This window comes from Candidatus Dadabacteria bacterium (assembly GCA_026708565.1).
In the GTDB taxonomy this organism is placed as follows: domain Bacteria; phylum Desulfobacterota_D; class UBA1144; order Nemesobacterales; family Mycalebacteriaceae; genus Mycalebacterium.
Map to the genome: position 1 here is coordinate 1 of JAPOUR010000033.1, position 25135 is coordinate 25135.

Annotated in this window: 24 protein-coding genes, 1 tRNA gene and 1 other RNA gene; 10 read left to right on the forward strand and 16 right to left on the reverse strand. The window is 58.6% G+C overall.

What is annotated here, in order from left to right:
• Positions 1-2042, forward strand: a 2042-nt coding sequence (locus tag OXF42_04315; GenBank protein MCY4047318.1) for a S8 family serine peptidase, incomplete at its 5' end; no start/stop codon positions are given.
• Here OXF42_04315 and OXF42_04320 read toward each other — a convergent pair.
• From OXF42_04320 to OXF42_04340, 5 genes are all read right to left on the reverse strand, one after another.
• Positions 2039-3247, reverse strand: coding sequence for an argininosuccinate synthase (locus OXF42_04320; GenBank protein ID MCY4047319.1), 1209 nt, complete (start codon positions 3245-3247; stop codon positions 2039-2041). The two genes, OXF42_04315 and OXF42_04320, sit on opposite strands and share 4 nt — an antisense overlap.
• Positions 3248-3251: 4 nt before the next feature.
• Positions 3252-3659 (reverse strand): hypothetical protein, encoded by a 408-nt coding sequence (locus OXF42_04325; GenBank protein MCY4047320.1) that lies wholly within the window; start codon positions 3657-3659, stop codon positions 3252-3254.
• Between the two features lie 62 nt (positions 3660-3721).
• A complete protein-coding gene (locus OXF42_04330) occupies positions 3722-4705 on the reverse strand; it encodes an RluA family pseudouridine synthase (protein ID MCY4047321.1) in 984 nt (327 codons plus the stop codon).
• A complete protein-coding gene (locus OXF42_04335; protein ID MCY4047322.1) occupies positions 4696-5322 on the reverse strand; it encodes a type II secretion system protein in 627 nt (208 codons plus the stop codon). Before OXF42_04335 ends, OXF42_04330 begins: the two co-directional genes overlap by 10 nt.
• Before the next feature lie 42 nt (positions 5323-5364).
• On the reverse strand, positions 5365-6240 hold the full coding sequence (locus OXF42_04340; GenBank protein ID MCY4047323.1) for a biotin--[acetyl-CoA-carboxylase] ligase: 876 nt from the start codon (positions 6238-6240) through the stop codon (positions 5365-5367).
• Between OXF42_04340 and OXF42_04345 the strand changes: the two genes are divergently transcribed.
• The 5 genes from OXF42_04345 (at position 6233) to OXF42_04365 (ending at position 9997) form a co-directional block, all read left to right on the forward strand.
• Positions 6233-6306, forward strand: a tRNA-Ile gene (locus OXF42_04345). The genes OXF42_04340 and OXF42_04345 overlap by 8 nt on opposite strands.
• 12 nt (positions 6307-6318) lie before the next feature.
• Positions 6319-7053: a C4-type zinc ribbon domain-containing protein gene (locus tag OXF42_04350; protein MCY4047324.1), complete on the forward strand. Its 735-nt coding sequence runs from the start codon at positions 6319-6321 to the stop codon at positions 7051-7053.
• Positions 7046-7468, forward strand: coding sequence for a ribonuclease HI family protein (locus OXF42_04355; GenBank protein ID MCY4047325.1), 423 nt, complete (start codon positions 7046-7048; stop codon positions 7466-7468). Before OXF42_04350 ends, OXF42_04355 begins: the two co-directional genes overlap by 8 nt.
• Before the next feature lie 5 nt (positions 7469-7473).
• Positions 7474-7841: RNase P RNA component class A (gene rnpB / locus OXF42_04360), an RNA gene on the forward strand.
• Between the two features lie 11 nt (positions 7842-7852).
• Complete coding sequence (locus OXF42_04365) at positions 7853-9997, forward strand: hypothetical protein (protein ID MCY4047326.1); 2145 nt, start codon at positions 7853-7855, stop codon at positions 9995-9997.
• 4 nt (positions 9998-10001) lie between these two features.
• On the opposite strand, the gene OXF42_04370 is transcribed toward OXF42_04365, so the two are convergent.
• From OXF42_04370 to era, 7 genes are all read right to left on the reverse strand, one after another.
• Complete coding sequence (locus tag OXF42_04370; protein MCY4047327.1) at positions 10002-10841, reverse strand: ABC transporter substrate-binding protein; 840 nt, start codon at positions 10839-10841, stop codon at positions 10002-10004.
• The gene (locus OXF42_04375) at positions 10838-11644 is read right to left on the reverse strand and encodes a menaquinone biosynthesis protein (protein MCY4047328.1); all 807 of its coding nucleotides are present in this window, start codon (positions 11642-11644) and stop codon (positions 10838-10840) included. The genes OXF42_04370 and OXF42_04375 overlap by 4 nt, the downstream gene beginning before the upstream one ends.
• Positions 11645-11647: 3 nt before the next feature.
• Positions 11648-12709 carry a deoxyguanosinetriphosphate triphosphohydrolase gene (locus tag OXF42_04380; GenBank protein ID MCY4047329.1) on the reverse strand — a complete coding sequence of 354 codons (1062 nt, stop codon included), beginning with the start codon at positions 12707-12709 and terminating at the stop codon, positions 11648-11650.
• Positions 12706-13461, reverse strand: a complete 756-nt coding sequence (hisF, locus tag OXF42_04385; GenBank protein MCY4047330.1) for an imidazole glycerol phosphate synthase subunit HisF — start codon at positions 13459-13461, stop codon at positions 12706-12708. The genes OXF42_04380 and hisF overlap by 4 nt, the downstream gene beginning before the upstream one ends.
• Complete coding sequence (gene hisA / locus OXF42_04390; GenBank protein MCY4047331.1) at positions 13462-14184, reverse strand: 1-(5-phosphoribosyl)-5-[(5-phosphoribosylamino)methylideneamino]imidazole-4-carboxamide isomerase; 723 nt, start codon at positions 14182-14184, stop codon at positions 13462-13464.
• 230 nt (positions 14185-14414) lie between these two features.
• The gene (locus OXF42_04395) at positions 14415-18128 is read right to left on the reverse strand and encodes a hypothetical protein (GenBank protein ID MCY4047332.1); all 3714 of its coding nucleotides are present in this window, start codon (positions 18126-18128) and stop codon (positions 14415-14417) included.
• A 109-nt stretch (positions 18129-18237) separates the two neighbouring features.
• Positions 18238-19125: a GTPase Era gene (gene era / locus OXF42_04400; GenBank protein MCY4047333.1), complete on the reverse strand. Its 888-nt coding sequence runs from the start codon at positions 19123-19125 to the stop codon at positions 18238-18240.
• Positions 19126-19232: 107 nt separating this feature from the next.
• Between era and OXF42_04405 the strand changes: the two genes are divergently transcribed.
• Complete coding sequence (locus OXF42_04405) at positions 19233-20372, forward strand: alanine--glyoxylate aminotransferase family protein (protein ID MCY4047334.1); 1140 nt, start codon at positions 19233-19235, stop codon at positions 20370-20372.
• Between the two features lie 4 nt (positions 20373-20376).
• Here the strand turns inward: OXF42_04405 and OXF42_04410 are convergent, their stop codons facing one another.
• The 4 genes from OXF42_04410 to OXF42_04425 form a co-directional block, all read right to left on the reverse strand.
• Entirely contained in the window at positions 20377-20667 is a 291-nt protein-coding gene (locus OXF42_04410) for a hypothetical protein (GenBank protein MCY4047335.1), read from the reverse strand.
• Complete coding sequence (locus OXF42_04415) at positions 20664-20936, reverse strand: hypothetical protein (GenBank protein ID MCY4047336.1); 273 nt, start codon at positions 20934-20936, stop codon at positions 20664-20666. The genes OXF42_04410 and OXF42_04415 overlap by 4 nt, the downstream gene beginning before the upstream one ends.
• A complete protein-coding gene (gene aroC, locus OXF42_04420; protein MCY4047337.1) occupies positions 20933-22003 on the reverse strand; it encodes a chorismate synthase in 1071 nt (356 codons plus the stop codon). The genes OXF42_04415 and aroC overlap by 4 nt, the downstream gene beginning before the upstream one ends.
• Before the next feature lie 109 nt (positions 22004-22112).
• Positions 22113-23102: an SDR family oxidoreductase gene (locus OXF42_04425; GenBank protein ID MCY4047338.1), complete on the reverse strand. Its 990-nt coding sequence runs from the start codon at positions 23100-23102 to the stop codon at positions 22113-22115.
• An 84-nt stretch (positions 23103-23186) separates the two neighbouring features.
• Here OXF42_04425 and OXF42_04430 point away from each other — a divergent pair, with 84 nt between their 5' ends.
• The 3 genes from OXF42_04430 to ccsA form a co-directional block, all read left to right on the forward strand.
• On the forward strand, positions 23187-23861 hold the full coding sequence (locus tag OXF42_04430) for an ABC transporter ATP-binding protein (GenBank protein ID MCY4047339.1): 675 nt from the start codon (positions 23187-23189) through the stop codon (positions 23859-23861).
• Positions 23858-24532: a heme exporter protein CcmB gene (locus tag OXF42_04435; GenBank protein MCY4047340.1), complete on the forward strand. Its 675-nt coding sequence runs from the start codon at positions 23858-23860 to the stop codon at positions 24530-24532. The genes OXF42_04430 and OXF42_04435 overlap by 4 nt, the downstream gene beginning before the upstream one ends.
• Position 24533: 1 nt before the next feature.
• On the forward strand, positions 24534-25135 hold a 602-nt coding region (gene ccsA, locus OXF42_04440), incomplete at its 3' end, for a cytochrome c biogenesis protein CcsA (GenBank protein MCY4047341.1).

Sequence of the window (25135 nt, forward strand, 5' to 3'; positions counted from 1 at the left end):
CGGTTGAGGTGAATTATCTTGGCAACGCAAGCGTCTCGGACTTGAAAACCACCGCGCTCTCTCATGGAACGGGGGTTGTCGGGGTGGCCGCCGGTGTCAGGACGGTGTTTATGAGGGAAGACCACTTCTCAACCCGGCCCTCCAGAACGGAAGGCATTGCGCCGGGCGCCAATGTTAGTATGTTCGCATTGAAAACGGAGGGAGAGGGAGCGGACGAGGTTGCCGTCATCGCGGAAGCGTTAAACGCCGCTCTGGGCGACCCCGATCTTGACATCATAAATATAAGCCTTCAGCCCGCCGCCCCCTTGATAACCGACCCTGATACACCGAGGGGAGTGGTTGGATTCTGGGAGGGAGACAGCCCGACGGAGTATTTTCAGTCGGGTGTGCCCAATTCCGCAAAGAAAGTTTTTGTGTGGGCTGCGGGGAATCAGCATCGCAGTTCTGATTACCCATGCACGGGAGAATTCGCCGGTGAGTTTGGTTGCGAGGGTCCAACCCTTAACGCCGCCCACCCCTCCATTTTTGCCGGTCTGCCGATTCATTTTCCGGAGTTGCGCCCGTTTTGGACCATTGTTGTGGCGGTGAAGCGGGACGGAACAATTTCTGATTTCTCCAACCGGTGCGGAGCCGCCGCCCTGTGGTGCATAGCGGCTCCGGGGCAAAGTATAAACGTGCCCTTAAGCAGGGGGGACGGTGAAGACGGTGTGGCAAGAGATATAGAGACGGTTCACGGCACATCCTTCGCCGCGCCGATAGTGTCGGGCGGCCTTGCGCTTATGAAGCAACTTTTTCCGGGAATGAGCAATATAGAACTGCTTGAAAGAATGTATGAAACGGCAAACAAAGACGGCATATACGCCCCCGACAGAGACCCCGTAGCCGGTGTTAACGGCGCGTCCGTTAACACCGCGTCATCCATCTACGGGCAGGGCCTTTTAGACCTCGGCGCCGCGACCGCGCCGGTTGGCAATATGGGAATGGTATCGGAGGCGGTTTTGAGCGAAGAGGTATTGCGGGAGGCGTCTCCTTTGTCCGCCACAAGTCTGGAAACCGCCGGAGCGTTTGGAGACGGAATTGCCCGCGTTTTCACCGGAGCCGAGGTTGCCGCGTTTGATTCCCTCGGCGCTCCCTTCTGGTATCCGCTTGAGCGGTTTGCTCCGAGGACGGAGGTATCTCACATCCGCCGTCAGATGTCCGGCTTTATGAAGTTTGCCTCCGCTCCGCCTTCCGAAAGACGCGCAAACCGGCGCGACCGCTCCGTTCCCGTTTCGGGCGGGGCGGCCCCCGCCGGACTGGAAACGGAAGGGCAAATCCCCTCGGTTTATTTCTCACGAGGCGCGGCGGATATGGAAGACCGCGACCTTCTCGGCAAGGAGGGGCATTTGTCCCACATAACCGCCCCTGAATTTGCCGGTTTTGAAATCGGCGGTTTTTCCGCCTACGCCTTCACCTCTCCCGAATGGGCGGAACGGCGCGGACACGGCGCGGTTGTTTCGTGGGGGCCTCTCCGCTCCGGTTTTGTATCAGAGCCTGATTCCGCATTGGGAGCGGTTGCGGAGGGGGCGTTTGGCGAACTGTCAAGCGAGTTGGGATTTGCCGGTCTCGGATGGGAATGGGAGAGAGGCGGCTGGCGTTTTGTGGCGGATGCTGAGTTGGGCGCGTCCGGCGCGGACACGGGCGGCGGGCTTATAAGCGGGGTGTCGCGCCTGCTGACAAGTTCGTTTTCCACCGGACTGATAAGGGAGACGGACGGCGGCCATGCGTTCAAGTTGTCGGTTTCCTCCCCGTTAAGGATAGAGGACGGGCGAATGGGTTTTGTTATTCCCGTGGGGCGGACGCCTGAGCGCGACATATTGCGCCGTTCTCTGACCGCCGACCTTGAGCCGAGCGGGAGGCAGATAGACGTGGGGGCGCAAGTAGTGGCGCAGACCGGTATGGGAAGGATAAGTATCGGCGGTATGGCGAGCCGTCATCCGGGGCATGACCGGAGCGCCGAGCCCGCGCTGTCATTGCTTGCGGGCTACAGCGCAAAATTTTAGCCGCGCCCGGAAAACCGGGCGGCTTTCAGCCGCAACGCGTTCAGTTTGATAAATCCGCCCGCGTCCTTCTGGTCGTAAAGGTTGTCTTCCTCAAAAGTCGCAAGGGCGGGGTTGTAAAGCGATTTCTTCGCCTTTCTTCCCGCAATTGAAACTGAGCCCTTGTAGAGTTTTACCCGCGCCGCGCCGGTTACGTTTTGCTGCGTCCGCTCAACCGCTTCCATCATTGCCTCCATCTCCGGCGAATACCAGAATCCGTAATAAACGGCCTCCGCTATCTTCGGCATCAACGCCTCTTTGAGCCGCGCAACCTCGCGGTCAACCGTCAGGGATTCAACCGCCCCGTGAGCGCAGTGAAGAGCCGTTCCCGCCGGAGTTTCATACACGCCGCGCGACTTCATTCCGACAAAACGGTTTTCAACTATGTCCGCCCGCCCGACGCCGTGCCTGCCCGCAACCGTGTTGAGCCGCTCAATGAGTTTCGCCGGGGAAAGTTTCCCGCCGTTCACCGCAACGGGAGAGCCGCGCAAAAACTCTATCTCCACATACTCCGGTTTTGCGGGAGCCCGCTCCGGAGAGGCGGTCATTTCAAACATCGCCTCGTCCGGTTCAGTCCACGGGTCTTCAAGAATGCCGCCCTCATAACTTGTGTGAAACAGATTCCTGTCGCAACTGTAGGGCTTTTTGCGGGTTACCGGAATTTTAATCCCGCGCTTTTTTGCAAAGTTCAGCAGGTCTTCGCGCGATTTCAAATCCCACTCGCGCCACGGCGAGATTATGCGCATCTTCGGCGCAAACGTGTGATACACCAACTCAAAGCGCACCTGGTCGTTTCCCTTTCCGGTCGCCCCGTGAGAGAGCGCGGCGGCTTTCTCCTCAAGCGCAACCTCAACCTGCCTACGGGCTATCAGGGGGCGGGCAAGCGATGTGCCGAGCAGGTATGAGCCCTCGTAAACCGCGCCCGCCCTTATGGCCGGAAAAACGAAATCACGCGCAAACTCCTCTTTCAGGTTTGCCACCCTGACCTTCTCCGCGCCCGTCTCAAGCGCCTTTTTGCGGGCGGCGGCCATGTCTTCGTTCTGCCCCACATCGGCTATGAACGCCACCACCCGCGCCCCGTAATTCTCCGTGAGCCATTTGAGGATTATGGAGGTGTCAAGCCCGCCCGAATACGCGAGCACGATTTTCTTTCCTTTCAGGTTTTCCATGCGCTCAGCCCTGCCCCCTCATGTCAAGCAGGTAGAACTTTGCGCCGCTGTTTTCGTAAAACTTCTCAAGCGACAGCCCCACATACTCTATTCTCTGAAGTTCGTCCCCCTCCTTTTGAATCTTTTTGACCTCTTCGGAGACCGATGTTTTGACCGGGATTTGCTTGTCGGGAACCTGCTGGCATATAAAGCCCAGTTCCATGTCGGTTTCGTTGAAAGAGTTTGACACTATGAGCCCCACCGAAAAGGTGGCGTTTGCCAGTTCAAACACAACCACCGTTGAGGGCTCGGCTGAACCGGACGGGTCTTCGGCGATAAACCTGTATCCGTAACTCTCAACCCCGCCGCCGGAGCCGATTATGGAATCAAGATTCCAGTAGTCCTCGTTTTCTATCATGCAGACAACGCGCATTTGAAAATCCTCCCTGCCTTTCGGGCGCATACATTACCGGAAAGCGTCCCGCTTTTGAAGCGCTACCCGTTTTTGCCGCCGCTGGCGCGAAGGAAATTGAGCGCGTCCGCAATGTCCGCCGCAAGCGGGGCGGAAAAACTCATCCGTTCTCCCGTGGCGGGATGGGAAAACCCTATGCTCGCGGCGTGAAGAGCCTGCCTCCGCAACGGTTGCGCCAGCCCCGATGACGCAAACAGCGCCTTTGCCTCTTTTGTGCGGTAAAGCGGGTCCGCCGCAACCGGATGCCCCGCTTCGGAAAAGTGCACCCTTATCTGGTGGGTTCTGCCGGTCTGCGGCCTGATGCGGACGAAAGTCCACCCGCGAATGCGCTCAACAACCTCCCACTCCGTTACGGATTGGCGTGGTCGCGCGGGGTTTTTGCCGGACATCTTTCTGCGGTCGCGGGAGCTTCTCCCTATGCCGGAGGAGAAAACGCCCGAGTTTTTTTTCATCTCCCCGCACACTATCGCCTCATACTCCTTGCTCACTTCGCGCTCCGCAAACTGGCGCGAGAGGGCGGCGTGGCACACGTCGTTTTTTGCCGCCACCAGAACGCCGGAGGTGTCTTTGTCCAACCGGTGAACGATGCCGGGCCTTTCAATTCCGCCGAGAGTGGAAAGATTTTCCCGATACCTGCGGGCAAGCGCGCCCGCAAGCGTGGGTCCCGCCCGCCCCGCTCCCGGATGAACGGTCAGCCCGGCGGGCTTGTTGATGACAATGATGTCGGCGTCCTCAAAAATGATGTCAAGTGAAACCTCCCCGTCCTCCGGCCCGGCAAAGCCGCCGCGCGGAGGGGGGGTGTGAACCAGAAAGGACTCGCCGCCCTCAATGATGGCGGACGGTTTGAACGGCTCGCCGTTCATAAGAATATCGCCCGATTTGATAAGCGCCGCCACCCGCGACCGGCTCTGCGGCAGAACTTCGGACAGGGCGGTGTCGGCTCTCTTTCCTCCGGAGCCGGGGGGCAGGGTTATGACTGCGGTCGCGGCGGGGCGAGCTACGGGCACGGGGCGGAGTCCCTGTCTGCGGAGAATGAGCCCGCCGCGCCCCGGTTGTTGTCGTACTCAATCGTCTCGCACCGGAGAACGCCGTCCTCGTAAATTGCAAAATCTTTTTTGCCCGTAACGCCGACGCTTATGGGAGACGCCCGCCACCCGAAGCCCGTTACATAAAGCCCGTCGGATGACTGCCCGGAAGATGACGCGTCAAAGTCCGCCCGGACGCAGTATCCGGACTTCGGCCTCTCGCACACCGCAGAGTCCGACGAGCCCGCGTCCGCCCCTTCAAAAGACTCGTCCACAAGAGCGTCCGCCGCCTCGCACGACTCGCCCGACCCCTTAGGGCAGCGGAGGGACAGCCCCTCCGACAGGTCTCCTATGGAGGCGGTGTAGTTGCGGATGCCGTCTCCGTCCGAATCCTGAATGGCGAACTGAATTTCCGCCGAACTGAGCACCTGAAGCGTCTTCCTTGCCGAAAGTTCGTTTGCCGAGCCGCGCGCGCCCAGAAAGTTGGGAACGGCAAACCCCGCAAGCACACCTATGATTACAAGAACCACAAGCAGCTCAATCAGGGTGAAGCCCGCCCGCCGTTTTTCCGGTTTCCGTTTTGTTCTCTCTCCCGGCATTTGCGCCTGATACTACAGCAAACCGCCCCCGGCGGCAATCGGTTATAGGGCGTCTCCCGACACAATTTTGACAAGTTCGCCGTCCGCCGTCTCAATGTGAAGAAACCCCCGCGCGTCCACCTTCCGGGCGATGCCCGTTATTTCCTCGCCGCCGTCCCTTACCGTTACGCGCCCGTTCAGCTTTCCCCACCGCTCCGCCCATCGCTCCACCGTCCGGTCGCCGCCCTTTTCCGTCCAGTCCCTCCGGCGGGCGAACAGGTTTTTTATAAGCGCGGCGGCGAAATCCCCCCGGTTTATGTCGCGCCCCAGAATCTCCCCCAGCGAGACGGCGGGGCGCTCAAACCCGTCCATAAGCCCGCGTTTGCGCGCGGGCGCAAGGTTCAGGTTGACGCCGATTCCGATGACTATAAATCCGCACATTTCGCCCTCCGGCTCAGCCTCGGACAGCACGCCCGCAAGTTTGCCGCCGCGCGCAAGAATGTCATTGGGCCATTTGATTTCTGTTTCCGCGCCCATTGCCTCAAAGGTTTCCGACAGCGCCAGAGAGGCCATGAAGGTCGCCGCGGGGCAAAGCGAGAACCTCACGCGCGGGCGGAACAGGGCGGACATAAAGAGGTTGCCGCCTCCGGGCGAAACCCACCGCCTGCCCATCCGTCCGCGCCCGGCGGTCTGCCTGTCCGCCAGCGCGACCGTTCCCTCGCGCGCGCCGTTTTTCCCCATCTCGCGCAAGACGGCGTTTGTGGAGCCGGTCTCGTCAAAAAACAGCGCCCCCGGAGCGGCGTTTTCAATCTTCATTTTTTCGCTTGCGGAAAATCCGGCCATGCGGGCAATTATGCCGGGCGTGTGTCCGTTGACAAACAGAACCTGTGCTTTATACTCCGTATTCCGACCGCGAGGCGGGGCGCGAGTGGGGCTCATAGCTCAGTTGGTCAGAGCAGCGGACTCATAATCCGTTGGTCCCAGGTTCGAGTCCTGGTGGGCCCAATCTTAAAGGCAATGCAGAGCGCTGAAGGTTCAGAAAACGGAATACTGGAACAGATAAAGAGACTCAAAGAGTTGCAGTCCGTTTCCTCCGAGTTGCACGAGATGGAGGAAACCCTCCGCAAATACCCCGAAGAGTTGTCGGTTTTGAACGGCGAAATTAAGTCCGTTCAGGAGATTCTCGCGGAAAAGACTCTTCAGACCGAGGATGCGGACAAATCAAAATCACTTCTGGAAAAAGACCTTTCCGAGAAACAACTTTACATAGGAAAAGCCGAAGAGCGCCTTCTCAACATCAAGACACACAGGGAATACGAGGCGCTTCAGAAGGAACTTACCGAGGCGAAGAGGCGGTGCATAGAGATTGAAGAGGAGATTCTTGAGTTAATGGGCAAACTTGAAACCCTTGGCGCGGAGACGGGCGAACTTGAGCAGTCTCTCAAGGAGAAAACCGAGCAAAACGCCCCGAGAATTGAAGAGATTGAAAAGGTCATCGGCAAACTTGAGACCGAAGCCGCGCCGTGCCGCGAGCGGAGGGATTCCATTGCGGGCGGGCTCAGCCCGGAGGTGCATTCGGTTTACGCCAAGATCTCCGGTAAAACGCACATATTTCTCGCCGAGGCGCGGAGCGAGATGTGCATGAACTGCAACATGAATATCCCGCCGCAGATGTTCAACGAGGTTCTCACCGGCGCAAAGATCATCCAGTGCCCCAACTGCAACAGAATTCTGCACTGTGAGAATGCCTGACAGTCCGCCGCAGACCGCCGCCGTAGCCCACATAGACGGCGCGTCAAAGGGCAATCCGGGCCCCTCCGCAATAGGGGTGGTCATCACCGCGCCGGACGGCGCGCCGGTTTCCAGAATCAAACAGTTCATCGGAACGGCCACCAACAATCAGGCCGAATACCGGGCGCTCATAACCGCCATAAGGGCGGCGGCAAATCTCGGCATGACCAGCCTCCACGTCAAGACGGACTCCCTTCTTCTCGCAAGCCAGATGAACGGCGAGTGGAAGGTCAAAGACCCGGGCATCAGGGCGCTTTTCAACGAGGCGGTTGAGGCGCGCGGCTCGCTTGATTCATTCACAATTTCCCATGTGGGCAGAGAGCATAACACCGTGGCGGACGGTCTTGCCAACGAGGCGATAAAAAGATACTCTTGACCCCGCGAGTCGGGCGGACGGCCGCCCGGGCGGTTTTGCCGTCCGGGAGGAAAGTCCGGGCTTCACAGGACAGAGCGCCGGTTAACCGCCGGACGCCGCGAGGCGATGGAAAGTGCCGCAGAAAACAGACCGCCCGTCCCCGCGAGGGGGCGGGTAAGGGTGAAAAGGCGGTGTAAGAGACCACCGCGGGAGGCGGAGACGTTTCCCGGCAAGGCAAACCCCGCTTGAAGCAAGACAAACAGAAGCGCGGCGGCTTGCGCCGCCGGGGGCAGTCCGGCCCCCGCTTCGGGTGGTTGCTACAGGCGTCCGGCAACGGGCGTCGCAGATGAATGGCCGTCCCCGACAGAACCCGGCTTACAGCCCGGCTCGCCTCCGCAAATTGTTATGGGTGACAGGTCACGTATATTCTGTCTGGGTTTTCTGACCCTTTTTCTTGAACTGTTGCTTATCCGCTTTATGGCGGGCAACATCTGGAATCTGGGCTACTTTCCCAACCTTGTTCTTATCTCCGCTTTCATAGGTCTCGGGGCGGGGTTTATCTCCCACCGCCTTTTCGGGCAAAGAGTCAGCGACACGCTTTTTGCCGCCGTGCCGCCGCTTGTAACCCTGTTTGTGTGCCTGATTTACGCCGCCAGCCCGGAAGTTCCGGGTTTCGGCTCCGAAGGCGGGGATTTCCGGGGGGAGGTTTTCTTCACCGCCGGCAAGGAGGGCGGCTCGTCCGGCGGACTGCCGCTTTTTATCTTCTGGTTTCTCTTTGTGGCGGCAATTTTCTTCCTCATAGCCCAGAGGACGGCGAAGGTGTTTATGCGGCTCAAGCCGCTTACGGCGTATTCCTATGACATACTCGGCTCGTGTTGCGGCATAGCGGCGTTTATCGGCATAAGTTTTGTTGAAGCCCCGGCGCACCTGTGGTTTCTGCTCGCCGCCCCCCTGTTTGTCGCCGGAAAAGACCCGTCATTCCCGTTCCGGCGGGCGGTGGCAACGGCGGCGGTTTCAATGCTTGCCGCCGTTGTCCTTGTCTCCATTCAGGACGGTCCGCACGGCTCAAAAAACCTGAGGTCAATATGGTCTCCCTATCAGAAGGTTGACCTTCGTCACGGGGAAAGAATTTTCGTCAACGACATTGACCATCAGGGTGTAATGGAGGCCCCGCAGAACATTTTTCTTTACTCCATGCCCCATATCATTCGGAGTATGCAGAACAAGCCCGCCTACGAGAAGGTTTTGATAATAGGGGCGGGGGCGGGAAATGACGCGGTGACGGCTTTGCGTTTCGGCGCAAGCGAGGTGGACGCCGTTGAGATAGACCCCGCGATAGTGCGCCTTGGCGAGCGGTTCGCCCCGGCGCGTCCGTATCAGTCGCCGAAAGTGAAGGTTTTTGTTGATGACGGAAGGCGCTTTATGGCGTCCACGGACAAAAAATATGACCTTGTTGTGTTCGCGCTTACCGATTCGCTTGTCAAATTGAGCGCGGTTTCGCAACTGCGGCTGGAGAGTTATCTGTTCACCCTGCAATCGTTCAAAAGGGCGTGGTCTCTGGTTGAAGACGGCGGAACGCTTTTCGCGGTTAATTTTTATCGCGAGCCGTGGGTGGCGTGGAAGATAGCCGGAATGATGAGTGAGGTTTCGGGCAAAGAGCCGGTTCTTTACAACTCAACCGTTCTCGGCGGCAACCTGTTTTCCTATGAAACCATGATATTTGCCGACAAGACCGATGTCCGCCCCGCCTGCCACAATCCCCACCCCGCCTTTATATGCGAAGGTTTCCCTGAATTTTCCAGCCGCATTTCCGACATTGCGGAGGGTGTGGAACTGCCCGATGACAACAGGCCGTTCCTTTACATAAAGGGGCGCGGCATACCGTCCGTTTACCTGTTTTCCATGGCGGGCGTTCTCTGCTTCACCGCGCTGCTGCTCGCTCTTATGAGGTTTGTCCGCCGCCGCGCGGAAGCGGTCTCAGACGTGGGGGAGGCGCGTCCCAACCCCGCCGCGAGCGCCGCCTTTCTGCTTATGGGCGCGGCGTTTCTTCTGCTTGAGACAAAGGGCGTCATTCAGTTCAGTCTGCTTTTCGGAAACACATGGCTCAACAGTTCGCTTGTGTTCCTTGCCGTCCTTGTTCTTGTGCTTGCCGCCAACTGGGTGGCGGCGGTCATAAAATCGCCGCGTCTTGTTCCCGCCGCTTTCGTTCTGCTTCTGCTGTCATGCATTCCCGCGCTGGCGTTCCCGCTTGACGCGCTGCTTGAGACTGAAAACCCCGCCGCCCGTTTTGTTGCCGCCTCGCTGATGATCTTTGCGCCAATCTTCTTTGCCAACATAGTGTTCAGTTCAATTTTCAGGGGGCAGAAGGTTCACGAGGTTTATTTCGGCTGGAATCTGGTGGGCGCGGTGGCGGGGGGAGTGCTTGAATACTCAAGCATGCTGCTCGGTTATCAGGCGCTTGCGCTGATAGTGCTGGTTCTGTATGCGGGGGTGTTCGGGCTTTACTATTTGAGGGTGGCCGGAAGTCTGCGGAGGCAGGCGGGGGCTTAGCGTTTCAGCCGCCCGGCTCAAACACATCAATTTCGGTTTTCTCTTCCAGCAGCCCCTTTTCAAACGCCTTTTTATACAAAAGGTCAATCGCCGCCCTGCCTTTTTCGCCCAGATTTCTTGTGTATTCGTTCACGTACATCAGCACAAACCTTTCCGCTTTTTCCCTCTCTATCCCCCGCGAGAAACGCATTGCGTATTCCATCGCCTCATCTTTGTGGGACAGGGCGTAGTCAACGCTTTCCCGGTGCATTCGCAGGGCTTCCGCCGCAACTTCCGGCGGGATGTCTCTTCTGATTGCGTTCAACCCCAGAGGGAGGGGCAGGGAGGTCTCCTCTTCCCACAGCGCGCCGATGTCCGCCACAAGAACAAGCCCCTCGTCCGGGTATGTAACCTGCCCCTCGTGTATCAGAAGGGCGCAGTCGGTTTTGCCGGATTTGACCGCCTCCGTTACGGCGTCAAACGGCATTTCCACCGGTTCAAAGCCCTCCGCGTAAAGGCGGAGCAGCAGATATGCGGTCGTCAGTTCGCCGGGGACGGCCACGGTTTTGCCTTTGAGCGAGCCCGTCCGCCCGCGGGACACCACCACGGGGCCGTAACCCATGCCCATGCTCGCGCCGCACGGGAGGATTTGGTAGAGACGCCCGACATTCGGATAGTTGCGGGCGGACAGGGCGGTCAGTTCAAGTTCGCCTTTGAGGGCTCTCCTGTTTAGTGACTGTATGTCTTCAATCACATGGACAAACTCCACAATGCCGGAACTGACTTTGCCCTCGGACATTGCGTAAAACATAAAGGCGTCATCGGCGTCGGGGCTGTGGCCGAGGCGCATGGAAGGCTTTTTCATCGTGTTTTCTCCGGCGTATAAAAGGCGATGTCCGGCTCACCGCCCGCTCCCCTGAGTTTGCCGAGAAGCCGCCCGAACTCAAGCAGCCCGCGAATCTCCTCATCGCCGAGGCCGTATTTTATCTTGTTCTCAAGGTAGTCGCGGCACACATTCGCCGGAATTCCGAGCGCGGGGCTTTCCCGCTCCGCTATTTCCGGAAGCATGCGCATTCCCCTGTCCCTTGCGGCGGGCAGGGCGGCCGCCGCCTCTCCGGGGTCAACCCCCTCCCGCGCGGCAAAAACGGCATATACAAAAGGCAGCCCCGTCTGCTTTGTCCACTCCTCTCCCATGTCAAACACAAGGGGAAAACCGGCGGGCGGGGAAAGGCGGAGTTCAAGGCCGACGTTTCCAATCACCAGCCCCGCGTCAACGCCGGTGAAAAAGTCCCGCCCCCTTTTGCGCGTCTCATACCGGGGCTTTGCCCCGCAAAATGTTTCAAGGATGATCTTCAGCATCGCGGCGGAACTGCTTGAGTCGGAATCCAGCGCAACGGACGCCACTTTTTCCGGCGGCTTGCTTGAAAACAGCGCGACACTGCCCACTTCTCCGTTTGACGCTATGCACGGGTCTCTCAAAACCGTAAGGCCGGGCGCGGCGAATATGTCCGCGGACGGCAGCAGGGATATGTCAAGAGCGCCGCCCTTCATAAGCGGCAGAAGCGCGGAGGGCGGATGTTCCGAGACCGGGAAACCTTTGAGGGACGCGACCAGCGGCTTTGTGTTGAGGAAAGGCGGAACCCCTATTTTTGCGGCTTCTTCCGGCATTGCCTAAAGCCGCTCTCCGCCCCGCCAGCGCGAGGGGACGAAGATTTTTTTGAAGGCGTCCGCCGCGTAAAAGTCCGTCATTCCCGCCACAAAATCGCACACCGCCCTCTCATGGCCGTCTTCCTTCCTTGCGGGTTTGACGCCCCACTCCCTTGCCTCTTTTTTGTTGTCGCAAAAGTATTGGTAGAGGGTCTCAACCATTTTCCCCGCGCGCTCCGCCTCGCGGCTCACCTCGTCCGTAAGATACACCTTGTTGAAGAGGTATTCCCGTATTTCAACCATCGCCTGCTCAAATTCCGGGCTGATGGAGATTCTTTCGTATCCGCATTTCTCAGTCTGCTCAACGATGTCGCGCACCGTTCTGTCAAGCCGCTGGGAAGCGGTTTTGCCGAGCGTTTTGACGCACTCGCGCGGCAGGTCGTCCTGAGAGATGATGCCGGAGCGTACGGAGTCGTCTATGTCGTGGTTGGCATACGCGATGAGGTCTGACACCCGGACGGACTGCCCCTCAAGCGTCTGCGGCGCGAACTTTCCGCCGTCAATCGGCCCGCGCCCCTTTGAGTGCCGGGCGATTCCGTCCAGCACTTCACGGGTCAGATTCAGCCCCTTTCCTCCGTTTTCAAGCAGTTCAACCACCCGCACGCTGTGCTTCACATGAGAGAAGCCGCCCGGAAAAACGTGGTTGAGGGCTCTCTCGCCCGTGTGCCCGAAAGGCGTGTGCCCGAGGTCGTGCCCCATTGCTATGGCTTCGGCAAGGTCTTCATTGAGCGCGAGCGCCCTCGCAATAGTGCGCGCGATTTGCAGCACCTCAAGCACGTGCGTGAGGCGCGTTCTGTAGTGGTCGTTTGTGGGCGACAGAAACACCTGGGTTTTATGCTTCATCCGCCGGAACGCCTTGCTGTGGACTATGCGGTCTCTGTCGCGCTGGAAGGGCGTTCTTATGGGGCATTCGCGCTCTTTTCTCTTGCGCCCTTTTGTCTGCGAACTGAGAACGGCGAACGGGCTGAGGAACTGTTTTTCTTTTTCCTGAAACCGCTCTCGGACGGTTTTTTTGCCCGCCGTCATATCCTCACCTCAACCCCCGCGGAGGCGAGGGACTTTTTTGTTTCCATTATGCTGATGTCGCCGTAGTGAAACACGGACGCCGCAAGCATGGCGTCCGCGCCGCCTTCGGTTGCCGCCTCCGCAAAATGCGCCGGTTCTCCCACGCCGCCGGACGCGATGACGGGAATGCCGACCCGCTCTGAAACCGTTTTTGTGAGCCTGATGTCGTAACCCTCGCGGGTCCCGTCTCTGTCCATGCTTGTAAGAAGGATTTCCCCCGCTCCCAGCTCCTCCGCTTTCTCCGCCCACTCAACGGCGTTCACTCCCGCCGGTTTTGCGCCGCCGTGGGTGTGAACCTCCCACATATCGCCGTTTCTGCGGGCGTCAACCGCCACCACGACGCACTGGCTGCCGAACCTGTCCGCGCAGTCGCTCACAAGGCGCGGGTTTAAGACTGCGGCGGTGTTGACAACCACCTTGTCCGCCCCCGCAAGCAGCAGGACGCGCGCGTCTTCGGGGGTTGATATTCCGCCCCCCACAGACATCGGGACAAACACCCCTTCGGCGGTTTTTTCAACCACTTCAATCATGGTCTTTCTGCCCTCGCCCGATGCGGTTATGTCCAGAAACGCGATCTCGTCCGCGCCCTCTTTTGAATACCTCTCGGCGCAGCGGACGGGGTCGCCCGCATCTTTGAGTCCCTTGAAGTTGACGCCCTTTACGACCCTGCCGTCCTTCACGTCAAGGCACGGGATGATTCGTTTGCAGACCAATCAGGAAAACCTCCTTATGGTTTCCTCAAGGTTTATCCGCCCGGAGTAAAGGGCTCTTCCCACGATTACGCCCCACAGGCCGGACTGCTTGAGGGATGATAAGTCCTCTATGTCGCGCTCGCGCGACACGCCGCCCGACGCCACCACCGGAACGCGGCGTTTTTCCACAAAGCCGCGAAGGCGCTCCATGTCAACGCCGCTCATTGTGCCGTCTCTGTCAATGTCCGTTCTGATTATCAGGCTCACTCCGCATTTCTCAAGCGCGTTCGCCGCGTCCGCTGCGGAGACTTCGGAGTTTTCCACCCACCCCCGAACGGCGACCATTTCGCCTCTTGTGTCCAGAGCCGCCGCTATGCGCCCCGGAAACTCTTCGCAGGCGCGCGCCGTAAAGCCGCCGTCTTCAAGCGCGCCTGTGCCGAGGATTGCCGTTTTCACGCCGGATGAAAGATACTCTCTGACCGTTTCAATGTTGCGTATTCCGCCGCCCGCCTGAACCGGGCATGAGACCGCGCCCGCGATTTGTTTGATGAGTTTGGAGTTTACGGGCTTGCCGTTGAAAGCGCCGTCAAGGTCAACGATGTGTATGAGTTGCGCCCCGCATTGTTCCCACTGCCGCGCCACCGCCACGGGGTCGTCCGAGAACACGGTTTCGCTTTCCCGCTCCCCCTTTACAAGGCGCACACACCTGCCCTCCCGGATGTCTATGGCGGGGATGATGGTCATGGGGCGTAATATACACCAATCGGCGGTTTAATACGCCCTTGCGTTATTCTGCAACGGCTCTTGGCTCTCATGCGGTTGCAACCGGACAGTTTTCAATATCTCTGGATGCGCATGCTACCGGTTTTGCTTCTATATCTGTCGGTCAGGGAGCGAGTGCGAGCGAGACTTTTTCAATGGCTCTCGGTTTTCACATTACTAATGACGGGGGGAGGTTTCCCCCCGCCGTTAAATTAAAACCCTAAACTCAAACCCACATTAGCGCGGTATTCCATCACTTCCGAACCCAGAGAAACAGCGGCTTCTCCAAAGATACTGTGCTTCCCGCCCCATGAATACGAACCGCCCACGCTGAAATCTCCGGCAATCTCCTCAAGTTCACTGGTCAGATTTTCCCCGCCCACCCTTGCGGCGGTCTCGCCGTCCAGAGGGACAAGCAGGTTGAGCCCCGCGTAAACACTGCCCTCGCCCGCATTGCCGCCGTATTCGCTTTCGCTTCCTTTCAGTTCCCTGTCCACAAAAACGCCGACACGCCCCGTGAGCGCCCCGCCGTCTTCCAAAGAGGCGGTCTGCCCGCCGATGTTGATGTCGTCAAAATCCGCCGAAACCCAGACCACCTGCGCCTGCGGGGTGATGTTGACGCCGCCCACAGGGACGCCGTATCCCACCTCCGCCGATGCGCTGAGCGCGGTCGCGTCACTGCCGGAAGCCGCCAAGCCGGGGGCGGAAAGGTCGCCGGAAAACAGGGCGTATTGAAACTGCCCGTCCGCATAAAAGTCGTTCCGCTCAAAAGCGGCGGTAATGGCGGCGGCGTAGCCGTTGGTTTCTATCTTGCCGTTTGCCGGAGAGATGTCCGTTGTGGCAAGCCCGAACCAGATATTGCCGCCGAAGGTCAGCCCCGTGTCTTCAAGGGGAACGTCCGCGCCGAAGCGGATGCGGGCGTCCTGAATCTCATACGTGCTTCCGGTGGTGGATACTCCCGGCTCAAACTCGGCGAGAGACCCTTCAATCCGCCCCCATATTCCGGTTTCCTCTTTTTCTCCCGCTTCTTCCGCCCGGACTCTCCCCTCAAGACGCTGGCGCATTGAGGAAAGGGAGGAAAGTTTCGCAAGCGTTGCGGCGTAACTCTCAATCACTCCCGATGCGGAGGAGAGACCCGCCTGCACAAGTCTCCATGCGTCTTCCGCCTCTATGTAGTTGAGGGTGTAGGTGTAAATGCCTGCGGCGGCTTCCCTGATTTGGAAATTATCCTCATCTGCCCCCGATGCGCTGATGAGCGGCGTCGTTGTGAGCGTCATTAAATCCGCCGCATTTGGAGCGCCGGAGATTTGGAGATCAATGGGGGTTATGCCGGTTACGGCGTGGCTTATAGAAAGGCGGGAGGCATTTGGTGTGTTGCCCTCAAAGTTTGCACTGAGGATTAGCCGCCCGCCATTTCCTACAAAGTTTGCGCCCAATGCGACATTTGCGCTTTCCGTAAGAAGCATGGTTGCCGCGCTGTTGAGGTAGAATTCCTGAGCGTTAAACGCCGCGTCTCCGGTAAGGGCTAATGTTCCGCCCTCAATGGAAAAACTGTCAAGTCTTTGAGTCATTGCGCCGGTAACTTCCCATGTTGACGAGCCGGTTTTCCGCACGATATCAGTTGAGGGAAAACCCAGTTCATTGAAGTTCACCCGCCCGATTTCGGCGGACGGCGAGGTGGCGTCGGCGAGTTCCAGTGTTGAATCTTCGCGACTGCCTGCGGTTTGGATTTCTCCCTCAATACTGAAACCCGGACGCAACCGGACTACATGGTTGCTGCTACTTCCGCCGCTTGGTCCGGTGTTTGTTATGTTGATGGCTACGGGGGAGGAGGCGTTGCTTACCACACTTCCCTCAACATCCACTATGATACTGCCGCCGTCATTGACGTTTTTGACGATGAGAATTCCGGCGGAAGCGTTGCTGGTAACCGATACGCCGGAGGGAATGTTGACTACAAAGTCGCCGCCGCCGCGATGGGTGGCGTTAATGGCGCGGCGTTCCGTAGTGATGTCGCCGGTGGCGTTGATGGTTACGGCGCCGGTTGCGGCTGTGGTTACCACATTAATGCCGGTATCCGAGGCGTCATCATCCGTGACGTTGATATTGCCGGAGTTAATTACCACCGCGCCCGAACCCTCATGGCTGACGCTGATGCCCCGGCTTCTTGTAAGGATGTCGCCTATGGCGTTGATGGTTACGGCGGCGGTTGCGGATGAGTTTTCCACATTAATGCCGTTTGACTCGGCGTTGATATTGCCGGAGTTAATTACCACCGCGCCCGCCCCCTGATGGCTGATGTTAATGCCCCGGCTTTCCGAAAAGATGTCGCCGGTGGCGTTGACGGTTACGCCGCCAGCGACTGCGGGTGAGGTTTCCACACTAATGCCTCTCCCCCCGGAGTTGACAGCCCCGGAGGAGTGAACCACCACCGCGCCCGTGCCCGAATGGCCGATGTTGATGCCTCTGGTGTTGAAGTTGCGGTCTGTCGCAAAGATGTCGCCGGTGGCGTTGACGGTTACGGCGGCGGCTGTGGATGAGGTTTCCACATCAATACCTCTGTTCACGGCGTTGATATTGCGGGAGTTAATTACCACAGAGCCGCTTCCCTGATGGTTTGCGCTTATGCCGTAAGACCCTCTGATGAGTCCGGTGGCGTTGACGGTCAGGTCGCCTGTGCCGGAATGGGTGGCGTTAATGGCGCGGGTGTTTGAAAGGATGTCGCCGGTGGTGGTGATGGTTAAGGCATCGGCTGAGGCGGATGAGGTTTCCACATTAATGCCGGTTTCACTGGTGCTTGTGCCGCCGCCGGAGTTAATTACCACCGAACCCGTTCCCTGATGGACGGCGTTGATGGCGCGAGTTCCCCCAATTCTGCCGATGGCGTTGATGGTTACGCCGCTGACTGTGGATGAGGTTTCCAGATTGATGCCGATTCCCTCGGCTTGGACGGCATTGGAGTTAATTACCACCGCGCCCGTTCCCCGATGCTCCGCGTCAATGCCCCTGCCTCTCGTAAAGATGAGGTCTGTGGCGTTGATGGTTACGGAATCGGTTGTGGATGAGGTTTCCACAGCAATGCCGTTGTGCGCATCCGTAACATTGACAGACCCGGAGTTGATTATCACAGAGCCACTGCCCTGATGGTTGACGCTTATGCCGCTGCGGCTGGAGTTGACATTGCGGGAGTTGATTACCACCGAACCCGCGCCCTGATGGTTGGCGCTGATGCCGCCGCCATTGTCCGCCACAATCCCGGCGATTGTGATATCCAAATCGCCCGCGCCGCCGTGAGTTGCCGTTATCGCGTTGTCTCCACTGCAACCTCCGTGCACGAGCCTGCCTGATATTCCCGCCGTGCCGTCAACGGAAAGAATGACATCCCCCGCCCCGTTGCCTATAAGGACGGCGGCGCTTTTGCAGGCGGCGAAGAGGTCGCCGGTTGGCTCGGAGTCCAGATGTTCTAAGTTGAAGGCAAGGTCATGGTCGCTGTCGTTAATCACCTTTACCGCATTACCCGTTGACCTTGTGTTGTATATGCTTGATCTGGTTCTGCTATCAGGCATTGACGGGTTACTCGGAGGAATACGCACCAGCCGAAAGTTCACCGCTCCGCCCAGAGAGCCGGTTCTCGCATGAACTGTAAGGGGGTTCACATTGTCTCGCGTGTCTGTTGCCACCCCGAAAGTTCCGGTTGAAGTTCCCACCGAAAGGGTCTCCCCGGAATTGGCAAAAACTGTTATGGGGCTGTCTGCGCTGTCATTCTGGAGACCACGGCAATCCCATGTGCCGGGTCCGGTTCGCGTGCAAGTTCCCGCCGCCGCCTTTTCGCCCCCGCCCGGAAGCAGAGCCGCCGCCAGCGCAATCGCCAGTATCGCAACCGCGCCGCGCAAGAATCCTGAATTATGTTTGTGGTTGAAGTTCATTGAGACACCCCATTTGAAGTTTGCAGTTTCCGCCCGAAAAACGGACTTGAGGACATTATACATCAAAAGAGCGCGGTTTTTATGAAATTTTGATTAAACTGGATTCCTCTCAAATCCCGTAAATCTCTTCCAGAAACCGCCCGTCTTTGCTCCACCCCGGCTTGACGACAACCTTCAGGTCAAGAAACACCTTGGCATCCAGAAACTTTTCCATGTCCGCCCGTGCGCGTGAGCCAATCTTTTTTATCATCCTCCCTTCCTTGCCTATCACGATCTTCCTGTGCCCGTCTTTCTCAACAAACACCTCCGCCCTTATGTAAACAGTCCCGTTTTTTCTGCGGCTCATCTCCCGAACCGCCACCGCGCACCCGTAGGGAACTTCCCCGCGAGTCAAACGGAACACCTTTTCCCTGACAAACTCGGCGGCGGTGAACATCTCCGCCCCGTCTCCGGACGGCTTATCCGGAAGCATCCTCTCCCCGGCGGGCAGCGCCCCCTTGATGACCTCCAACAGACGACCCAGCCCCCTCTCCCTGAGAGCGGACACCGGAACAATGTCCGATATCTTTTCGCCGAACCGCGCCGCCGCGCCGATTGCCTCAAACGTTTCCGCCTCTCCCACAGTGTCCGTTTTGTTCAGCGCGACTATCACCGGGCGGGAAGACCCCTCTATCGCCCGCTCCTCGCCCTTTGCAAACGGATGCGCCGCGTCCGTAACAACAAGCGTCCGCCCGTCTCCCACCGCGCCGAGCGCGGCGGCGTTCATCCTTTTGAGCATGCCGCCGGACGCCCGCACTATGCCCGGCGTGTCGGTGAACGCTATCTGCGCGTCTGCGGCGGTCAGCACCCCCCTGATGCGGCTGCGCGTGGTGTTGGGCTTCGGAGAAACGGCGCACACCTTGCTTCCCACAAGCGCGTTTACAAGCGTGGACTTGCCCACATTCGCGCCGCCCACGACCGATACAAACCCGAATTTGTGTGTGTTTTCTCCGCTCATTTTTTACCGCCTCCCGGCGGCGCGAAATTGAAACTCCGCTCCGCCTGTAATATATTGCATTCCGCCGCCCCGATGAGGCGGAAATATACTCAAGCGAGGGAAAATCTTTGAAAGACTACGTTTTTACACCCGGCCCCGTTCCAGTTCCGAGCGAAGCCCTGATAGAGATGGCAAGGCCGATAATCCACCACAGAACGGCGGAGTTTGAAGGCATCATCGGCGCGGTGAGGGAGGATTTGAAATACATCCACCGCACCTCGCGCGAGGTGATGACGCTGGCGTCTTCGGGAACGGGCGCGATGGAGGCGGCGGTGTCCAACACGCTGCGGCGCGGCGACAGGGCGCTGGTGGTCAACGGCGGAAAGTTCGGGGAGAGATGGACAAAAATCTGCGCGGCTTTCGGCGTTGAGGCGGACGAAATCAAAGTTGAGTGGGGCAGGGCGGTTGACCCCGGAGCGGTAAAGGAAAAACTGGATGCAGACCCCTCCGTGCGGGCGGTTCTTATGCAGGCGAGCGAGACCTCAACGGGCGTAAAAAATCCCACCGCGGAGATTGCCGCCATAACGCGCGAGCGGGACGATGTGATTCTGATAGTGGACGGCATAACGGCGGTCGGCGTGTTTCCGCTTCCCTTTGACGAACTGGGCATAGATGTGCTGGTCGCCGGTTCTCAGAAGGCGTTTATGCTTCCGCCGGGGCTGTCGTTCATAGCCCTGAGCGACAAGGCGTGGGAGTTCGGCAAGACCTCAGACCTTCCGAAGTTTTATTTTGACCTCGCCGCCGCGCGCAAAAGCGCGGAGAAAAACACCACCCCCTGGACGCCCGCCGTCAGCCTCATAAGGGGGCTTTCGCAAGTGCTAAAAATGTTCAGGGCGGAGGGGCTTGAAAACATGCACCGCAGGCACGAGGCATTGGCGTTTGCCACCAGAAGCGCGTTTAAGGCGATGGGAATGGAACTCTTCACAAAAGACGAGCCCAGCCCCGCGCTGTCTGTTGCGGTCGCCCCTCCCGAAATCGGCGCGGGTCCGGTTATCAAGGCGCTGAAGGATGATTTTGGAATGACTGTCGCGGGCGGGCAGGATCAGGCGAAGGGCAAAATTTTCAGGGTTTCCCACATTGGATACATAGACCGCTCGGACACAATGGCGGTTGTCTCCGCCGTTGAGCAGACGCTCGGCAAACTGGGGCACAAGTTTGACTTCGGCGCCGGTTCCGCGGCGGCGGCGGCGGTTCTTTCGGGGCGTTAACCGGTCAGGAATTGTTGCGGAAATGCCTCAGGGCGAGGGGGTCTGAATCCTCTTCCGATATCAGGTATTCCGGCTCATACTGCCCCGCCTTGTTGTGGTAAAGGCGCGTTCCGGACGGCGTTTTTATGTAGTTTCCGTTTGCCTCGCTTCCGTCCGGCATTTCAACCTCGTAAACCGAAAACGCCCGCGACTGCGAGCCGATGTTGAAAATTCTCCGTTTTTCGCCGATTTTGACCACTCTTTCGGCGGCGTTTTTTGCATGCGGAAAAACCTGCCCTTTGACCGTGAACTTCAATCCCGCTCCTCCGCCGTAATTCTGTTTATAGAGCCCACGCACATAATGAGGCGGGCAATTTTCTCGTTTTTGCCGTCATGCCCCTTTTCATCGTGCCAGCGCGTAAGCGAGTATATGAGTTCGTTCACGCCCCAGCCCACCATCACATCCCCCCACTGGTCAACCGCCTCTATCAGCCGGGTTCTGTGGGGTTCGGGGAATTCGCTGAAATCGCCCCGGTACGCCGTTTCGCCCGATGAGCAGTAAACTTTGAACACCCGCGCCTTCACAGTTTCGCCGTCCCGCTCATCAATAAATGGTCTGCGAGCACAAGGTTGACCATTGCCTCGGCTATCGGGACGGCTCTGGGGCATAGGCAGGGGTCATGTCTTCCCTTGACTACAAGGTCTGCGGGAGCGCCTTTTTTATCCACCGTTTTTTGAACCTTTGATATTGAGGAGGTCGGTTTGACGGCGATTCTGACGACAAGGTCTTCGCCGTTTGTTATGCCGCCCAGAAGCCCGCCCGCGTTGTTTGTTTGAAATCCGAGAGAGCCGTCGGGGCGTTTGAACATAAGGTCATTCGCTTCCGAGCCCGTTCTTTTTGCGACATCAAAGCCCGTTCCGACTTCAAACCCTCTTATGCCGCCGATGCTCATAAGGGCGGACGCGAGGTCTGCGTCTATTTTGTGGAACACCGGCTCGCCGAGGCCGGGGGGCAGCCCTTTGGTTACCACCTCAACAGTTCCGCCGATGGAGTCTCCCCGGCGTCTGACCGAGTCTATGAGTTCAAACATTTCCTTTGCTTTTTTTGCGTCCGGGCAGCGCACGGGGTTTTTTTCTATCTGGCTGAAGTTGACCTTTTCGGCGGTTATTCCCCCGATGCTTCTCACAAAGCCGCGTGTTTTTATGCCGCGTGTGTCGAGCAGTTTCTTTGCGACCGCGCCCGCCGCCACGCGCCCCACGGTTTCACGCGCCGAAGCCCTGCCTCCGCCCCTGTGGTCTCTGAATCCGTATTTTTGGTCGTAAGTGAAGTCGGCGTGGCCGGGTCTGTAGATGTCCTTGATTTTTTCGTAGGAGGACGAGATGATGTCGGTGTTGCGCACCAGCATTGATATGGGTGTTCCGAGGGTTTTCCCCTTGAAAACGCCGGAGAGGATTTCAACCTTGTCCGCCTCTTTGCGCTGGGTTGTAACTTTGCTTTGTCCGGGGCGGCGGCGGTTGAGTTCGGTTTGTATGTCCGCTTCGGAGATTTTAAGACCGGCGGGGCAGCCGTCCACCACCACGCCCACCGCCTCGCCGTGCGATTCGCCCCAAGTGGTGATTCTGAAAATTGTTCCGAAAGTGTTTCCGGGCATTTGTGTAATGATACCTTATCGGGGGAGGGTTGTCTGCGGAATGGCGGTTGACATACCTTGCATTTTTGGAGACACATTCCAAATTTGCAAGGTATAAGAGGAGGGCAATCTACAGAAGCCCCCGTGATTTGAGCCACACAACCGTCCGCGCGAGGCTGTCCTCAATGGAACTGCGCCGGTATCCCAGTTCGCGCTCCGCTTTTGAGCAGTCCGCGAGCCAGTTGTAGCGCGACAGTTTCACGGAATCAAGGTCCATCGTTGAGTAGTTCGGGAACGCAAAGCCCGGCAGCCGCTCGGCAAGAAACGCGGATATGTAAGCCGCCGCATAGGGGATTTTGACCTTCGGCGAGGGAATGCCCGTTACCTTCTCAAGCATGGCGAAGTATTCCGGCACTGTGAGGTTTGTGTTGCTGAGTATGTAACGCTCCCCCGTCCGCCCCTTTTCGGCGGCGAGAATGTGCCCCTCCGCAACATCCCCCGCATCGGTCAGGTTCAGAGTCCCGTCCATGTATCCCGGAAAACGCCTCTTGCAATACCACAGAACCGAGCCGACGCTTGAAAGATGAACATCCCCCTCTCCCACAACCACGGAGGGGTTTGTGATAACCACATTCAGCCCCTTGCCGCAGAAATCAAGAGCCGCCGCCTCGGCGGCGCGTTTGACTTTCATATACCCGATGTCCGCCCCGCTGAAAGAAGGGTCGGGCTCGGTCTCCTCGGTTATCAATTCCCCCTCCGCCGCGGGTCCCAGAGCCGCCACGCTGCTTGTGAAAACCACCTTGCCCACACCCGCCTCAAGGGCGGCGGAAAGCGCGTTTCTTGCGCCGTCCACATTTATCCCAACCATTTTCGGATAGTCCCTCTTTTTGAACGACACAAAACCCGCGCAGTGGTAAAGGGTGTCGCACCCGTCAAGGGCTTTCAAAACGGACTCGCGGTCTGTGATGTCGCCCCGGACGACCTCCGCGCCCATTGCGTCCAGTTGTTCCGTTTTGCTTGACGGACGCGCAAGAGCGCGGACGCGCTCGCCTTTCTCCTTTAGTTTTCGCGCCACATGAGAGCCGATGAACCCCGTTGCCCCGGTGATTAAAACCGCCATGATGAAAAATCCCCCCGAAGTTAGTTTTTGAGGCGCGGTTGTCAACGCCGCCGCCTTGCCATATATTGTGGAGCGCTCCTCCCGATGTCAAACCGGCACTCAATCATTATGGAAAATGTTTCAAAGTCCTACGCGGGGCGGCGCGTTCTGGACGGCGTTGACCTGAAGGTGGAAAAAGGGCAAACGGTTTTTCTTTTCGGCGACAACGGCAGCGGCAAAACATCCCTCCTCAAAATAGCGGCGGCGCTCACAAAGCCCACCGGGGGCAGGGCGGAAACCGCAGGGGCGGACACGGCAAGATCCGCCGGAGACGTGCGCCGGAAAACGGGCTTTGCCTCCCACGAAGACTGCCTTTACGAAGACCTGAGCGCGCGAGCCAACATAAGGTTTTTCTGCGCCCTTCAGAAAGTTGCAGACCCGGCGCGGCGTGCCGGGGAGTTGATTGATATGTTTGAGATTGCCCGCCCGGACGTTCCGTGCCGCGAGCTTTCCGCGGGGATGAAAAAGCGGGCTTCCATTGCCCGCGCGGTCGCCCACAGCCCTGAGGCGGTGCTGCTTGACGAGCCGTTTTCGGGGCTTGACCGCGCGGGCGGCGCTATTGTTTCCGGTTTGCTGCGCCGCCTGAACGCCGGGGGCGCGGCGGTTCTTCTGTCAACCCACCGCGCAGACCGCGCCCCCGGTCTCGCAGACGCCGCCGCTCTGCTTGAGGGCGGCGTGATAGCCCGCTACGGCGCGTTTTCCGAAGAGTTTTTGCCGTGAGAGACATACTGACAGTTTTCCTCAAGGATGTGTCCGTTGAACTTCGCGGCGGCGGAATAGTTCCCTCCGTGGCGGTTTTTGCCGTTGTGCTTGCGTCCGTCATGCGTCTTTCCGGCGTGATGCCCCCCGGTCCCGCGTCCTCCCTTGCCGCCCCCGCCATGCTTTGGGTATGCCTGCTGTTTGCCGCCACCGTCGCGTTTGAACGCTCTTTTGAGATTGAAAGAAAGGCGGAGGCGGTAAGGGTGATCCTGATGTCGCCCGCCGGGCGCGGGGATGTTTTTATCGGGAAAACTCTGGCAAACCTCGCGCTTCTGCTTGCGGTTGAGGTGTTCTTTATACCGGCTTTCTCGTTCTTTTTTAGCCTCGGATACGCCGTCCTGTCGGCGCGGTTTTTGCTTGCGGTGTTTACGGCGACTGTCGGCATCGCCGCGGTCGGAACGCTGCTGTCCGCGCTCTGCTCGCGGACGCGCGGCGGGGGAGTGCTGCTTCCCGTGCTGATGTTTCCGCTTCTGATCCCCGTCCTGACAAGCGCGACACTCGCGGTTTCCGCCGCTCTGGGCTCCGGCATAGCGCGGGACTTTTCGGGGCATATAAAGGTGCTGGTAAGTTTTGACCTCGCCTTTGTCGCCGCCGGAACGCTGGTGTACGGTTACATAATTGAGGAGATATAAAATGAGCCTTTCAAAAAAAGCCGTTTTTGCCGCAGCGTTTGTTCTGACGGCAGCCGGGACGTGGATGTCAATTTTCTACGCGCCCACCGAGGCGCTTATGGGGCACGCGCAGAGAATATTTTATTTCCACATGGGCGCGGTGGCGGCGATGACGGTCGCCTTTATAACGGTGTTTGCGGCAAGCGTCGCCTTTCTCCGCACGAGGAGCGCGGTGTGGGACATTCGCGCCGTGTCGGCGGCGGAGGCGGGGGTGGTGTTCACTCTGATAACCATCCTCACGGGGGCGATATGGGCGAAATCCTCATGGGGCGCGTGGTGGGTCTGGTGGGACGCCCAGTTGCAGGCGACTTTTGTGCTGTTTCTTCTGTATCTGGGCTATCTGCTGCTCAGGCGGGCGCTGCCGGAGGGCGAGAAAAGCGGGGTTATGTCCGCAGTGTTTGCGTGTCTGGCGTTTATTGACCTGCCGTGGGTTTACGTGTCCGCGCGTGTGGTGAAGAGAGACATATCCCCCGTTGTTTTCGGCCCCGGAGGGGAGGGCATAGAACCGGAGATGATGCACACAATGCTGGTGAACATTGCGGCGTTTGTGCTTGTTTTTATACT

What these genes read in the sequence shown, in the direction of transcription:
- aroC (MCY4047337.1), bottom strand. Translation starts at nt 22,003, where the DNA reads ATGCCCGGAAACACTTTCGGAACAATTTTCAGAATCACCACTTGGGGC.
- era (MCY4047333.1), bottom strand. Translation starts at nt 19,125, where the DNA reads ATGAGCGGAGAAAACACACACAAATTCGGGTTTGTATCGGTCGTGGGC.
- OXF42_04325 (MCY4047320.1), bottom strand. Translation starts at nt 3,659, where the DNA reads ATGCGCGTTGTCTGCATGATAGAAAACGAGGACTACTGGAATCTTGAT.
- OXF42_04350 (MCY4047324.1), top strand. Translation starts at nt 6,319, where the DNA reads ATGCAGAGCGCTGAAGGTTCAGAAAACGGAATACTGGAACAGATAAAG.
- OXF42_04370 (MCY4047327.1), bottom strand. Translation starts at nt 10,841, where the DNA reads ATGAAAAAGCCTTCCATGCGCCTCGGCCACAGCCCCGACGCCGATGAC.
- OXF42_04395 (MCY4047332.1), bottom strand. Translation starts at nt 18,128, where the DNA reads ATGAACTTCAACCACAAACATAATTCAGGATTCTTGCGCGGCGCGGTT.
- OXF42_04365 (MCY4047326.1), top strand. Translation starts at nt 7,853, where the DNA reads ATGGGTGACAGGTCACGTATATTCTGTCTGGGTTTTCTGACCCTTTTT.
- OXF42_04430 (MCY4047339.1), top strand. Translation starts at nt 23,187, where the DNA reads ATGTCAAACCGGCACTCAATCATTATGGAAAATGTTTCAAAGTCCTAC.
- OXF42_04375 (MCY4047328.1), bottom strand. Translation starts at nt 11,644, where the DNA reads ATGCCGGAAGAAGCCGCAAAAATAGGGGTTCCGCCTTTCCTCAACACA.
- hisA (MCY4047331.1), bottom strand. Translation starts at nt 14,184, where the DNA reads ATGACCATCATCCCCGCCATAGACATCCGGGAGGGCAGGTGTGTGCGC.
- OXF42_04340 (MCY4047323.1), bottom strand. Translation starts at nt 6,240, where the DNA reads ATGAGCCCCACTCGCGCCCCGCCTCGCGGTCGGAATACGGAGTATAAA.
- OXF42_04425 (MCY4047338.1), bottom strand. Translation starts at nt 23,102, where the DNA reads ATGGCGGTTTTAATCACCGGGGCAACGGGGTTCATCGGCTCTCATGTG.
- OXF42_04320 (MCY4047319.1), bottom strand. Translation starts at nt 3,247, where the DNA reads ATGGAAAACCTGAAAGGAAAGAAAATCGTGCTCGCGTATTCGGGCGGG.
- OXF42_04335 (MCY4047322.1), bottom strand. Translation starts at nt 5,322, where the DNA reads ATGCCGGGAGAGAGAACAAAACGGAAACCGGAAAAACGGCGGGCGGGC.
- OXF42_04380 (MCY4047329.1), bottom strand. Translation starts at nt 12,709, where the DNA reads ATGACGGCGGGCAAAAAAACCGTCCGAGAGCGGTTTCAGGAAAAAGAA.
- OXF42_04355 (MCY4047325.1), top strand. Translation starts at nt 7,046, where the DNA reads ATGCCTGACAGTCCGCCGCAGACCGCCGCCGTAGCCCACATAGACGGC.